The following is a 12,205-nucleotide window of genomic DNA, read 5'->3' as shown; positions in this document are numbered from 1 at the left end:
ATGTTTGCCAAGAACCAGGGAATCCGCACATGACCTCCGCAGTGATCGTTTCCACCGCCCGCACGCCGCTCGCCAAGAGCTGGAAGGGCTCCTTCAACATGACCCACGGCGCCACGCTCGGCGGCCATGCCGTGCAGCACGCCGTCCAGCGCGCGGGCATCGATGGCGCCGAAGTCGATGACGTCATCATGGGCTGCGCCAATCCCGAGGGTGCGACGGGCGCCAACATCGCGCGCCAGATCGCGTTGCGCGCCGGCCTGCCTGTCACCACCTCGGGCATGACCGTCAACCGCTTCTGCTCCTCGGGCCTGCAGACCATCGCGATGGCCGCGCAGCGCGTCATCGCGGGCGAGGCCGAAGTGTTCGTCGCCGGCGGCGTCGAGAGCATCTCGTGCGTGCAGCAGGAGATGAACCTGCACATGCTGCGCGACATCGAACTCGCCAAGGCCAAGCCCGAGATCTACTGGAGCATGCTGGAGACCGCCGAACAGGTCGCCAAGCGCTACCACATCGATCGCGACGCGATGGATGAATACGGCGCAGCCAGCCAGCAGAAGGCCTGCGCCGCGCAGGCCGCCGGCAAGTTCGACGACGAGATCGCTCCCATCACCGTCACGGCGGGCGTGGCCGACAAGACCCTGGGCCTGATCACGAAGCAGGTCACGGTCGCCAAGGACGAGGGCACGCGCGAAGGCACCACCAAGGAAGGCATCGCCGGCATCAAGCCCGCGCTGCCCGGTGGCGTGATTTCGGCCGGCAACGCGAGCCAGTTCTCCGACGGCGCCGGAGCCTGCGTCATCACGAGCGAAGACTACGCGAGCCGCAAGGGCCTCAAGCCCCTGGGCCGCTTCCTCGGCTTCGCCGTGGCAGGCTGCGAACCCGACGAGATGGGCATCGGCCCGGTGTTCGCGGTGCCCAAGGTGCTCAAGAAGCTGGGCCTGACGGTGCAGGACATCGACCTGTGGGAGCTGAACGAGGCCTTCGCCGTGCAGGTGCTGTATTGCCGCGACAAACTCGGCATCCCGGCCGACCGCCTGAACGTGAACGGCGGCGCGATCGCCCTGGGCCATCCCTATGGCGTGAGCGGCCAGCGCCTCACGGGCCATGCGCTCATCGAGGGCCGCCGCCGCGGTGCCAAGCGCGTCTGCGTCACGATGTGCATCGGCGGCGGCATGGGTGCTGCCGGCGTGTTCGAAGTGTTCTGAGCGCGCCATGTCCAGGAGCCCGGAAGAGGCGGCGGCCATGCCGCGCAGCGATGCCGAATGGCTCGCCTACGGCCGCGATGTGCTGGCCCGGCAGCCTTTCAGCCAGCTGCTGGGTGCCGAACTGACAGCCTTCTCTCCGTCGCGCTGCGAGTTGCGCCTGCCCGTCACGCCGCAGCTGCTGCAGCAGCACGGCTTCGTGCACGGCGGCGTGGTGAGCTACCTGGCCGACAACGCGCTTACCTACGCGGGCGGCGCGGCGCTGCGGGGGCCGGTGGTCACTTCCGAGCTCAAGGTCAACTACCTGCGCCCCGCCCGCGGCGAGTCGCTGGTTGCCCGGGCGGAGACGCTGCATTGCGGACGGACGCAGGCCGTGTGCCGGTGCGAGGTCTATGCGGTCGCGGACGGAGTGGAGAAGCTCTGCGCCGCGGCGCAGGGCACCATCGCCACGCTGCCCCCCGCACCCGGCGGCTGACCCACCGTCCCGAGCGCCGCACCGGCGGGTCCGGTGGGGCGCGCCCACCTTCGTTGTTCCGGCCATCGCCCCTAGTGCGGGCACGGCTGTCTCCTGCGGAAATGCGTCCATGCCATTGCGTTCCACCCTCGACTTCCTGCTCCACGACTGGCTCGATGCCGCCGCGCTCACGCAGCGGGAGCGATTCGCCGACCATTCGCGTGAAACCTTCGATGCCGTGCTGGATACCTGCGAGCGCATCGCCCGCGAGAAATACGCCCCGTTCAACCGCCTCGTGGACACCGAAGAGCCGCGCGTGGAAGGCGGGCGCGTCGTGCTGCCCCGCGCCACGAACGAGGCCCGCAAGGCCTACGCCGAATCCGGCATGCTGAGCGCCGCCCAGGACTACGCCATCGGCGGCATGCAGCTGCCCTACACCCTGGAATCCGCGGCCAACAGCTTCTTCGCGGAAGCGTCGATCAGCATCGGCTCCAACCTGCTCACCGTCGGCAACGCCAACCTGCTCATGGTGCACGGCACCGAGGCGCAGCGCGAAGTCTTCGCGTTCAACGAATTCAATGGCCGCTGGTCCGGCACCATGTGCCTCTCCGAGCCCCAGGCAGGCTCCTCGCTCTCCGACATCGCCACGCGCGCCGTGCCCGACGGGGACGATTCCGAGTCCGACCCGCTCGGCCCGCGCTACCGCCTTGCCGGCAACAAGATGTGGATTTCCTCCGGCGACCACGAGATGACCGAGAACATCGTCCACCTCGTGCTGGCCAAGATCCCCGGGCCGGACGGCCGCCCGGTGCCCGGCGTGAAAGGCATCTCGCTCTTCATCGTACCCAAGCACCTGGTGGACCGCTCCGGGCAAGTCACCGGCGAGCGCAACGACGTGGCCCTGGCAGGCCTCAATCACAAGCTCGGCTGGCGCGGCACCACCAACACGCTGCTCAATTTCGGAGAGGGCACGTACCCCGTGCGGGCGGGGCAGGGGCCGGGCGGTCTGGACGGCCGCGGCGCGGGCGCCATCGGCTATCGGGTGGGCGGGCCGGGGGACGGCCTGAAGTGCATGTTCCACATGATGAACGAGGCACGCATCGGCATCGGCATGGCCGCCACCATGCTCGGCCTGGCCGGCTACCGCGCGAGCCTGCAATATGCCAAGGACCGCACCCAGGGACGGCCGATCGTGCCGCGCTCGGCAGGGGGTGACGGCAAGGCCGGCAAGGACGCCTCGGCGCCGCCCGTGCGCCTCATCGAGCATGCCGACATCCGCCGCATGCTGCTGGCGCAGAAGAGCTACGGCGAAGGCGCCCTGGCCCTCAACCTCTACTGCGCGCGCCTCGTGGACGAGCAGCACACCGGCACCCCCGAAGCCGCCGACGAGGCGCGGCTGCTGCTGGAAGTGCTCACGCCCATCGCCAAGAGCTGGCCCAGCGAATGGTGCCTGGAGGCCAACTCCCTGGCCATCCAGATCCACGGTGGCTACGGCTACACGCGCGATTTCCCGGTGGAGCAGTACTGGCGCGACAACCGCCTCAACATGATCCACGAAGGTACCCACGGCATCCAGGCGATGGACCTGCTGGGCCGCAAGGTGGTCATGGAGGGCGGCCGCGGCCTGCAGCTGCTCGCGGGGCGCGTGAACGCCACCATCCAGTGCGCCATGGAGCGGCCCGAACTCGCGGCGCATGCCAATGAGCTGGCCCGCGCACTGGCCGAAGTCGGCGCGGCCACCAAGGCGGCCTGGGCCACTGGAGAACCGGCCGAGGCGCTGGCCAATGCCGTGCCCTACATGCAGGCGGCCGGGCACATGGTGCTGGCGTGGATATGGCTGGACATCGCGGTCGCCGTGCTTGCCCGCGATGCGGCGTCTGCACCATCCCTGGCGGCCGACGATGCCGGCCGGCTGGGCGCCATGCGCTATTTCTTCCGCTATGAACTGCCGAAGATCGGCGCCTGGCTGAGCGTCGTCCGCACCCGCGACATGACCTGCTCCGAGATGCCCGAGGACGCGTTCTGATCCGATCACGCAGGCGACAAGCCGCCGCGTTCCGGCCCCCCACAATGCCCGCAGATCCCATCCCGGACACCCATAAGGAGACCAATCCATGACCCGCACGGTCCAGCAACTTTTCGATCTTTCCGGCAAGACCGCCCTCGTCACCGGCGGCTCGCGCGGCCTCGGGCTGCAACTGGCCCAGGCGCTGGGCGAGGCGGGCGCCAGGATCATGCTGACATCGCGCAAGGCCGCCGACCTCGAGGAATCTGCTGCCACGCTGCAGGCCGCCGGCATCGATGCGCGGTGGGTCGCCGCCGACTGCGGGCAGGAGGCCGACATCCAGCGGCTCGCGCAGGAAACGCTGCAGCGCATGGGCGACATCGACATCCTCGTGAACAACGCGGGCGCCAGCTGGGGCGCTCCCGCCGAGGACCATCCCACCGCGGCGTGGGACAAGGTCATGAACCTCAACGTGCGCGGCTACTTCCTTCTGTCGCAGGCCATCGCCAAGCACAGCATGATCCCGCGCCGCAGCGGCCGCATCATCAACGTGGCTTCCATCGCCGGGCTGGGCGGCAACCCCATCCAGATGAAGACCATCGCCTACAACACCTCCAAGGGCGCAGTGATCAATTTCACGCGCGCGCTGGCGGCGGAGTGGGGCGTGCACGGCATCAACGTGAACGCCATCTGCCCGGGCTTCTTCAAGACCAGGATGGCTTCGGTGCTCATCGAGACCCTGGGAGAGCAGAAGATGGCCGAGCACGCGCCGCTGCGCCGCCTGGGCGACGAGGAAGACCTCAAGGGCCTGTGCCTGCTCTACGCCTCGGACGCCGGCAAGCACATCACCGGCCAGTGGGTGGCCGTCGATGGCGGCGTCAGCGTGGTGACCGGGGGCTGAGGCCGCACCGCGCACAGCGCACCGCGCCGGCTTCGTCGCGCCGGCGGCGTTCGCTATGCTGGCGGCTTCCCCTGATCCTGATGGAGTGTTCCCCGTGTTGAGCTTCGGCGCCGAAATCCCCTTTGTCAGCCACCTCGGCTTCACCCTGCACCACATGCAGGGTGGAGAATCCGAACTGCACTACACCGCGCAGCCGGACCACCTGAATTCCTTCGGCGTCACCCATGGCGGCGCCACCATGACCCTCATGGATGTCGCCATGGCCACGGCGGCCCGCAGCGACGTGCCGCCCGACATCGGCGTGGTCACCATCGAGATGAAGACCAGCTTCATGCAGGCGGCCCGCGGACCGCTGGTGGCGCGCGGCCGGCTCCTGCACCGCACCACCGCGCTCGCGTTCACGGAAGCCAGCATCTACGACGCCGAGGGCCGCCTGTGCAGCCATGCCACCGGCACCTTCAAGTACATGAAACGGCCCGCGCAGCCCGCGGCATCGGTCCCCACCGACTGATCCGTTTTCCACGTCCATCCGTTCACCGAAAAAAAGGAGATACCCCCATGCCACGCAACCAGCAGATCCTCCTGGACAACCGCCCGCAGGGCGAGGCCACCACCGGCAACTTCAAGCTCGTCGCCACCGATACGCCCGCGCTGCAGGACGGCCAGGTGCTCGTGCGCCACCATTACCTGAGCCTGGATCCGTACATGCGCGGCCGCATGAACGACAGCAAGAGCTATGCCGCGTCCCAGCCCCTGGGCGAAGTCATGATCGGCGGCACCGTCGGCGAAGTGGCGGAGAGCCGCCACCCCAGGTTCTCCGTCGGCGACAAGGTCGTCGGGATGGGCGGCTGGCAGGAGTGGGGCGTGGTGGACGGCAACGCGCCCGGCATGCTGCGCAAGGTGGACACCACCCACGTGCCGCTATCGCACTACCTCGGCGCGGTGGGCATGCCCGGCGTGACCGCCTGGTACGGCCTCGTGAAGATCATCGAACCCCAGGCCGGCGAGACCATGGTGGTCAGCGCGGCATCGGGCGCGGTGGGCAGCGCCTTCGGCGCCCTCGCCAAGGCGCGCGGCTGCCGCGTGGTGGGCATCGCCGGCGGCCCGGACAAGTGCCGCTACGTGACCGAGGAACTGGGCTTCGACGCCTGCATCGACCACCGCGAGCACGGCGACCTCAGGAGCATGTCCAAGGCCCTGAAGGAGGCCTGCCCGCAGGGCATCGACGGCTACTTCGAGAATGTCGGGGGCTACATCCTCGACGCCGTGCTGCTGCGCGCCAATGCCTTCGCGCGCGTGGCCGTGTGCGGCCTGATCGCCGGCTACGACGGCCAGCCCCTGCCGCTGCAGAACCCCGCCCTCATCCTCATCAACCGCATGAAGGTCCAGGGCTTCATCGTCAGCGAGCACATGGAGATCTGGCCCGAGGCCCTCAAGGAGCTGGGCGGGCTCGTCGGCTCCGGCAAGCTGCGTCCGCGCGAGACGGTCGCGCAGGGCATCGCCGCCGCGCCGGAAGCCTTCCTGGGCCTGCTCAAGGGCAGGAACTTCGGCAAGCAGCTGGTCAAGCTGGTCTGATGGCCGCGTCCCTGCTCTGGCACTGGTCCCGCTTCGACGATCTGGGCGTGCATGCGCTGCACGACGCGCTCGCCCTGCGCTGCCGCGTGTTCATCCTGGAGCAGGGGCCGTACCAGGATCCCGACGAGTACGACAAAAGTGCCTGGCATCTGCTCGGGCGCGACGGGGCAGGGCGCCTGCTGGCCTACCTGCGCGCAGTCGATCCCGGCCTGAAGTACGCCGAGCCGGCCATCGGCCGCGTGGTCACCGCGCCCGAAGCCCGCGGCACGGGGGCCGGCCGCCTGCTCGTGCGGGAAGGCCTCGCGCGCTGCGCGGCCGCATGGCCGGGCAGGGCGGTGCGCATCAGCGCCCAGGCCCACCTGCAGCGCTTCTACGGCGAAGCCGGCTTCGCCGCGGCCTCGCCCGAGTACCTGGAGGACGGCATTCCCCACATCGAGATGCTGTGGACGCCGGCCTCCGCTCCGGCGTAACCTGCACCTGCCCGGAAACCCACCAGGAGAAGCCATGGCCCCGTCCCTGCCCGAACCCATCCTGCACCACTATCCCTCGTCGCCGTTCTCGGAAAAGATCCGGCTCGCGCTCGGCTTCAAGCAACTGGCCTGGAAGTCGGTGATCGTTCCGAGCATCGCGCCCAAGCCCGACGTGGTGGCGCTCACGGGCGGATACCGCCGCACGCCGTTCCTGCAGGTCGGCGCCGACATCTACTGTGATACTGCCCTCATCTGCGACGTTCTGGAACACCTGCAGCCCGAGCCGGTGCTGTACCCCCTGGCCCTCAAGGGCGTGTCCCGCGTGTTCGCGCAATGGTCGGATACGACCCTGTTCTGGGCCGCCATGGCCTACAACCTCCAGCCGCGGGGGGCGGCGGAGCTGTTCGCCAACCTGCCGCCCACGGCCGCCCAGGCCTTCGGCGCCGACCGCAAGGCCATGAGCGCCGGCATGAACCGCCTGCGCCCGCAGGACGCCACGGCCGCCTACCGCTCCTACCTGCGGCGCATCGCCCACATGGTCGAGGAGCACGACTATCTCTTCGGCGCAGAACCCTGCGTGGCCGATTTCGCGGCCTACCACCCGCTGTGGTTCACCCGGCAATGCGTCCCGGTGATGGCCGGGATCTTCAAGGCCACCCCCGCCGTGCTGGAGTGGATGGACCGCATCGCCGCCATCGGCCATGGCCGCATGGAGAAATTCAGCGCCCAGGATGCCATCGCGGTGGCCGCCGGTGCCGAGCCGCTGCCGCTCGTGGACGACGTCTTCCAGGACGAGCACGGCATACCGCTGGGCGCGCATGTGTCGATCGCCGCCGATAGCTTCGGCACCGAACCGACCGAAGGCCGCCTCGTCGCCGCCACCCGCACGCGCTACACGCTGGCGCGCACCGACCCGCGCGCGGGCCTGCTCCACGTGCATTTCCCGCGCATCGGCTACACGCTCACTTCCACGGAGACAAACGCACCATGATCGAAGATTTCCAGGGCAAGACCGCCGTGCTCACCGGCGCGGGATCGGGATTCGGGCTCGAATGCGCCCGCATCGGCGCGCGGCGCGGCATGCGCCTCGTGCTGGTGGATGTGCAGCAGGACGCGCTGGACCAGGCCGAGGCCGAGGTCCGGGCCGCCGGTGCCGATGTGCTGGCCAGGCGGGTGGACGTCTCCGACGCCGCGCAGATGGAGCGCCTTGCGTCCGATGTCCGGGAACGCTTCGGCGCACCGCATTTCGTCTTCAACAATGCCGGCGTGGGTGCCGGTGGCCTGGTCTGGGAGAGCACCGTCGCCGACTGGAACTGGGTGCTCGGCGTGAACCTCATGGGCGTGGTGCACGGCGTGCGCCTCTTCACCCCCATGATGCTCGATGCCGCGCGGCAGGATTCATCCTGGCGCGGCCACATCGTCAACACCGCCAGCATGGCCGGCCTGCTCACGCCCCCGAACATGGGCATCTACAACGTGAGCAAGCACGCCGTGGTGAGCCTCACCGAAACCCTGTACCAGGATTTGGCTCTGGTAACGGACCAGATCGGCGCCAGCGTGCTCTGCCCGTACTTCGTGCCCACCGGCATCGGCCGCAGCGAGCGCAACCGACCGGATGCGCCGGCCACACCGCCCACGCGCAGCCAGCTCATCGGCCAGGCCATGACCGACAAGGCCGTGGGCAGCGGCAAGGTCACCGCCGCCGAGGTGGCCCAGATGGTGTTCGACGGCATCTCCGCCAACCGCTTCTACCTCTTCAGCCACCCCCAGGCCCTCGGCAACGTGCAAAGCCGCATGGAAAGCATCGTCGGAGTGAGCAACCCGCCGGACCCGTTCCTGGAGCGCCCCGACATCGGCCAGCGCCTGCGCGAGCAGTTGCGCGCATCGGCCTGACACCCGCAACGTGTCGTGCCCTGGCGGGGGCCGGAGCATGGGCAACGGGGTACCGCGGCCAGGCGGCGCGCAACCCCTTCAGCGCGGAGCGAGCCGGATGGCGCCGTCCAGCCGGATCACCTCGCCGTTGAGCATGTCGTTCTCGAAGATGTGGCGGGCCAGCCGGGCATAGTCTTCCGGCGTGCCGAGGCGGCTGGGGAAGGGCACACCCGCCGCCAGCGCGTCCTGCACCTCCTGCGGCATGCTGAACAGCATCGGCGTGCCGAAGATGCCGGGCGCGATCGTCATGTTGCGGATGCCGTTGCGCGCCAGGTCGCGCGCGATGGGCAGCGTCATCCCCACGATGCCGCCCTTCGAGGCGGAATAGGCCGCCTGGCCGATCTGGCCGTCATACGCGGCGACGCTGGCCGTGGAAATCAGCACGCCGCGCTCGCCGGTGGACTCGGGTTCGTTGCGGGACATGGCCTCGGCCGCGAGGCGGATCATGTTGAAGCTGCCGATCAGGTTCACTGTCACCGTTTTGGCAAACAGCGCCAGTCCATGGGCGCCGTTCTTGCCAACCGTCTTCTCGGCGGGGGCGATGCCGGCGCAGTTGACCAGTCCCATCAGCTTGCCCTGCGCCACGGCCTGCGCCACCACTGCCTGGCCGTCGGCCTCGCTCGTCACGTCGCAGCGCACGAGCGTGCCGCCGATATCGCGTGCCACGGCTTCACCCTTGTCCGCCTGCATGTCCGCGATGACCACGCGCCCGCCCGAGGCGGCGAGCATGCGTGCCGTGCCTTCGCCCAGGCCCGACGCGCCGCCCGTGACGATGAATACCTTGCCCTGGATCTCCATGGAACTGTCTCCTTGGTGGTTTGACGTTGACGTAAACGTCAATTATGAATCAGGAAACGGCCGCGCCATATGCGCGAAAGCCCGGCAGTGCCGGGCTTTCGCAGAAGGCGGAGCAGGCGTGGCTTACTTGAATCCCACCCGGTCCAGCATCTGCTGCACCTTGGGCATGTGCTCGCCCACGGCGCTGATCGGGATCGTTTCGCTCTTGAACGGCTGGCCGCCGGTCATGGCGCGCAGCGCGGGATTCTCCGAAACCACACCCTTGGTCGCAGGCCATTCGTTGTTGCCGTTCGCGAAGTAGTTCTGGGCCGTGGGGCTCGCCAGGTACTCGAGGAATTTGACCGCGTTGGCCTGGTTCTTCGAATACCGCGCCACGGCGCCGCCCGCGATGTTCATGTGCGTGCCCCACGACTGCTGGTTGGGGAACACCACCGCCACCTTGCTGGCCACGTCCTGGTCCTCGGGCTTGTCCGACCGCATGATGCGGGCCAGGTAGTAGCTGTTGGTGACGGCGATGTCGCATTCGCCCGCCGCCACGGCGCGGATCTGGTCGGTATCGCCACCCTTCGGGGGGCGCGCGAGGTTGGCGACCACGCCCTTGAGCCAGGCTTCGGCCTTCTGTTCGCCCAGGTGCTCCGTCACAGCGCCGAACAGGCTCAGGTTGTAGGGGTGCGAGCCCGAGCGGATGCAGATCCTGCCCTTGTTCTTCGGATCCCCCAGCTCTTCGTAGGTATCCACGTCGTCCTTGTTCACCTTCGCCTTGTTGTAGACGATGACGCGTGCGCGGGTGGACAGGCCGAACCAGGCGATGCCGCCATCCGCTGCCGGACGTGCACGCAGGTTCGCGGGAATGGCGTCTTCCAGGGCCTTGGACCTAATCGGCAGGAAGAGGCCGTCCGTCTCGCCGCGGTACAGGCGCGCCGCATCCACCAGAAGGATCACGTCGGCCGGGGATGCGGAGCCTTCGGCCTTCAGGCGCGCCATGATCCCTGCGTCATCCGCATCCACGCGGTTGATCTTGATGCCGGTGGCCTGCGTGAACCCGCTGTAGAGCGCCTCGTCCGTGGCGTAGTGGCGTGCCGAGTACAGGTTCACGACCTGTTCCTGGGCGAACGCCGTGCCGGCGATGGACAGCAGGCTGGCGGATGCGATGAAGCTCAGGATGCGGGTGCGCATGCAGTGGTTCTCTCTCTCGTGATGGTGGGTGGACGAAGGTCCCGGAAGAGCGCGAATGATAGGCCAGACGCGAATCATTCGCGATAAAGACCGGCGCCAGACGATGGCATTGCGCGGCCGGCAAGGGTGCTCCGCCGTTCAGGCAAAGAAAAAGCCGGCAGTGCCGGCTTTTTCATGGAGTGCGATCGTAAGCCGGCCGCCTGCAGCCCCGTGCGGGACCGCTGCACGTCACTTCACGTGCTTGCCGATCAGGCCGGCCATCTCGAACATGGAGACCTGCGGCTTGCCGAACACTTCCTTCAGCTTCGCGTCGGCATTGATCATGCGCTTGTTGGCGGCGTCCTGCAGGTTGTTGGCCTTGATGTAGACCCACAGCTTGCTGATGATCTCCGTGCGGGGCAGCGGATCCGAGCCGACCACGGCCGCGAGCGCCGGGCTCGGCGTCAGGGCCTTCATGAAGGCGGCATTGGGGGTGCGCTTCTTGGCAGGCGCCGCGGCCTTGTCGGCAGCCGGGGCTTTTTTTGCAGTTGCCATGTTGGTTTTTCCTTGTTGGGAGTGAAATAGCGGTGACCAGCGAAAACCTGCTGTTTACTGGTTGGGCGAATGCTAATGGCAAAAAAACGCCTTTCCAAGGGAAGCACGCGTTTTTTTGCCTCCAGTTGTTGCGACCCGGCCGTCCGACGCCGCGTGCGTTTCGAGGTGCGGAAAATCAAGGCCTGTGGCACGTCCTTTCGGCTCGGCGGCCTGTCTGCCCGTTGGCTACCGGTTCCGTGCACGGCGCTGGCCCAGCAGGATCATGCCCACGGCGAGCAGGATCACCGCGCAGGCCCATCCCTCGCGGGCGGAAATCGCTTCGCCGGCCGCCGCGCTGCCCAGGGCCAGCGCCACAGCGGGGTTCACGAAGGCATAGCTCGAAGCCAGCGCCGGGCTGGCATGGGCCAGCAGGTGGAGATAGGCGCTGAAGGCGACAAGGGAACCGAACACCACCAGATACCCCCACGCGGCGAGCGCTGCGGCGCCCGGGGGCCAGGCGGGGCGCTCGCCCAGGGCGCAGGAAACCGCCATGAGCACTGCCCCGCCGCACAGCATCTCGCTGGCGAACCCCATCGGCCCGGGCGCCAGCGGCAGGCGCGTGGTGGAGAGCACCGAACCGAGCGACCAGCAGGCCGTGGACACCAGTGCGCAGACGATGCTGGCCGGGGCCGCGGAAAAGCTTTCCCCGCGCATCAGCAGTGCCACGCCCAGCGCGCCGATGCACACTCCGGCCAGTTCCCATGCACCGGGGCGGCGGCCCCAGAACAGCCCCCAGCCGGTGACCATCAGCGGCACGGAGGCAACGCACGTAGCGATCAGTCCGGAGCCCACGTGCATGCTGGCCGTGGCGATGAGGCCCATTCCGGCCCCGAGCATCAGCGTGCCCACGATGAAAGCATTGCGCCATTGCCGCGCCGTGGGGAGCAGGGCGGTGACCCCGGCCCTGCGGCCCCGCCATGCCATGAATGTCGCCAGCAGCGCACCCGCCGCCAGGAACCGCGAACCCATCTGGAAAAACGGCGGGAAGCTCTTTAGCGCCACGCGGATCGCCAGGTAGGTGGAACCCCAGACCACATAGCAGCACAGCAGGGCCAGCACGATGCCCGCGGGCATGCGCGACAGGGGGGACAAGGATGGAGCGGAGGTCGTGGACATGCC

Annotated in this window: 13 protein-coding genes; 9 read left to right on the top strand and 4 right to left on the bottom strand. The window is 68.4% G+C overall.

Features of this window, described 5'->3' with window-relative positions:
• Window positions 1-29: 29 nt before the first annotated feature.
• From BLR05_RS07440 to BLR05_RS07400, 9 genes are all read left to right on the top strand, one after another.
• The gene (locus BLR05_RS07440) at window positions 30-1,205 is read left to right on the top strand and encodes an acetyl-CoA C-acyltransferase (RefSeq protein ID WP_092833285.1); all 1,176 of its coding nucleotides are present in this window, start codon (window positions 30-32) and stop codon (window positions 1,203-1,205) included.
• A 7-nt stretch (window positions 1,206-1,212) separates the two neighbouring features.
• The gene (locus tag BLR05_RS07435; RefSeq protein ID WP_225979319.1) at window positions 1,213-1,677 is read left to right on the top strand and encodes a PaaI family thioesterase; all 465 of its coding nucleotides are present in this window, start codon (window positions 1,213-1,215) and stop codon (window positions 1,675-1,677) included.
• 109 nt (window positions 1,678-1,786) lie between these two features.
• Entirely contained in the window at window positions 1,787-3,682 is a 1,896-nt protein-coding gene (locus BLR05_RS07430; protein WP_092833281.1) for an acyl-CoA dehydrogenase, read from the top strand.
• 88 nt (window positions 3,683-3,770) lie between these two features.
• Window positions 3,771-4,562, top strand: a complete 792-nt coding sequence (locus BLR05_RS07425; protein ID WP_092833279.1) for an SDR family oxidoreductase — start codon at window positions 3,771-3,773, stop codon at window positions 4,560-4,562.
• Between the two features lie 94 nt (window positions 4,563-4,656).
• Window positions 4,657-5,073 (top strand): PaaI family thioesterase, encoded by a 417-nt coding sequence (locus BLR05_RS07420; RefSeq protein ID WP_092833449.1) that lies wholly within the window; start codon window positions 4,657-4,659, stop codon window positions 5,071-5,073.
• Window positions 5,074-5,120: 47 nt separating this feature from the next.
• Window positions 5,121-6,137, top strand: a complete 1,017-nt coding sequence (locus BLR05_RS07415) for an NADP-dependent oxidoreductase (protein WP_092833277.1) — start codon at window positions 5,121-5,123, stop codon at window positions 6,135-6,137.
• Window positions 6,137-6,607, top strand: coding sequence for a GNAT family N-acetyltransferase (locus BLR05_RS07410; protein WP_092833275.1), 471 nt, complete (start codon window positions 6,137-6,139; stop codon window positions 6,605-6,607). Before BLR05_RS07415 ends, BLR05_RS07410 begins: the two co-directional genes overlap by 1 nt.
• 34 nt (window positions 6,608-6,641) lie before the next feature.
• Window positions 6,642-7,598, top strand: a complete 957-nt coding sequence (locus BLR05_RS07405; protein WP_192883914.1) for a glutathione S-transferase family protein — start codon at window positions 6,642-6,644, stop codon at window positions 7,596-7,598.
• Window positions 7,595-8,500 (top strand): SDR family oxidoreductase, encoded by a 906-nt coding sequence (locus BLR05_RS07400; protein WP_092833273.1) that lies wholly within the window; start codon window positions 7,595-7,597, stop codon window positions 8,498-8,500. Before BLR05_RS07405 ends, BLR05_RS07400 begins: the two co-directional genes overlap by 4 nt.
• A 78-nt stretch (window positions 8,501-8,578) precedes the next feature.
• On the opposite strand, the gene BLR05_RS07395 is transcribed toward BLR05_RS07400, so the two are convergent.
• The 4 genes from BLR05_RS07395 to yedA form a co-directional block, all read right to left on the bottom strand.
• On the bottom strand, window positions 8,579-9,337 hold the full coding sequence (locus BLR05_RS07395) for a 3-hydroxyacyl-CoA dehydrogenase (RefSeq protein ID WP_092833271.1): 759 nt from the start codon (window positions 9,335-9,337) through the stop codon (window positions 8,579-8,581).
• Window positions 9,338-9,460: 123 nt separating this feature from the next.
• A complete protein-coding gene (locus BLR05_RS07390; protein ID WP_092833269.1) occupies window positions 9,461-10,513 on the bottom strand; it encodes an extracellular solute-binding protein in 1,053 nt (350 codons plus the stop codon).
• A gap of 228 nt (window positions 10,514-10,741) precedes the next feature.
• Window positions 10,742-11,047 carry an SWIB/MDM2 domain-containing protein gene (locus tag BLR05_RS07385; protein ID WP_092833267.1) on the bottom strand — a complete coding sequence of 102 codons (306 nt, stop codon included), beginning with the start codon at window positions 11,045-11,047 and terminating at the stop codon, window positions 10,742-10,744.
• A 225-nt stretch (window positions 11,048-11,272) separates the two neighbouring features.
• Complete coding sequence (gene yedA / locus BLR05_RS07380) at window positions 11,273-12,202, bottom strand: drug/metabolite exporter YedA (protein ID WP_092833265.1); 930 nt, start codon at window positions 12,200-12,202, stop codon at window positions 11,273-11,275.
• Window positions 12,203-12,205 lie beyond the last annotated feature (3 nt).

The organism is Paracidovorax cattleyae (genome assembly GCF_900104515.1).
Taxonomy (GTDB): domain Bacteria; phylum Pseudomonadota; class Gammaproteobacteria; order Burkholderiales; family Burkholderiaceae_C; genus Paracidovorax; species Paracidovorax cattleyae.
The sequence above is the reverse complement of the archived record's forward strand: the minus strand, read 5'-3'. Positions and strand labels throughout refer to the sequence as shown.

What these genes read in the sequence shown, in the direction of transcription:
- BLR05_RS07400 (WP_092833273.1), top strand. Translation starts at nt 7,595, where the DNA reads ATGATCGAAGATTTCCAGGGCAAGACCGCCGTGCTCACCGGCGCGGGA.
- BLR05_RS07430 (WP_092833281.1), top strand. Translation starts at nt 1,787, where the DNA reads ATGCCATTGCGTTCCACCCTCGACTTCCTGCTCCACGACTGGCTCGAT.
- BLR05_RS07415 (WP_092833277.1), top strand. Translation starts at nt 5,121, where the DNA reads ATGCCACGCAACCAGCAGATCCTCCTGGACAACCGCCCGCAGGGCGAG.
- BLR05_RS07435 (WP_225979319.1), top strand. Translation starts at nt 1,213, where the DNA reads ATGTCCAGGAGCCCGGAAGAGGCGGCGGCCATGCCGCGCAGCGATGCC.
- BLR05_RS07410 (WP_092833275.1), top strand. Translation starts at nt 6,137, where the DNA reads ATGGCCGCGTCCCTGCTCTGGCACTGGTCCCGCTTCGACGATCTGGGC.
- yedA (WP_092833265.1), bottom strand. Translation starts at nt 12,202, where the DNA reads ATGTCCACGACCTCCGCTCCATCCTTGTCCCCCCTGTCGCGCATGCCC.
- BLR05_RS07395 (WP_092833271.1), bottom strand. Translation starts at nt 9,337, where the DNA reads ATGGAGATCCAGGGCAAGGTATTCATCGTCACGGGCGGCGCGTCGGGC.
- BLR05_RS07385 (WP_092833267.1), bottom strand. Translation starts at nt 11,047, where the DNA reads ATGGCAACTGCAAAAAAAGCCCCGGCTGCCGACAAGGCCGCGGCGCCT.
- BLR05_RS07440 (WP_092833285.1), top strand. Translation starts at nt 30, where the DNA reads ATGACCTCCGCAGTGATCGTTTCCACCGCCCGCACGCCGCTCGCCAAG.
- BLR05_RS07405 (WP_192883914.1), top strand. Translation starts at nt 6,642, where the DNA reads ATGGCCCCGTCCCTGCCCGAACCCATCCTGCACCACTATCCCTCGTCG.
- BLR05_RS07390 (WP_092833269.1), bottom strand. Translation starts at nt 10,513, where the DNA reads ATGCGCACCCGCATCCTGAGCTTCATCGCATCCGCCAGCCTGCTGTCC.
- BLR05_RS07425 (WP_092833279.1), top strand. Translation starts at nt 3,771, where the DNA reads ATGACCCGCACGGTCCAGCAACTTTTCGATCTTTCCGGCAAGACCGCC.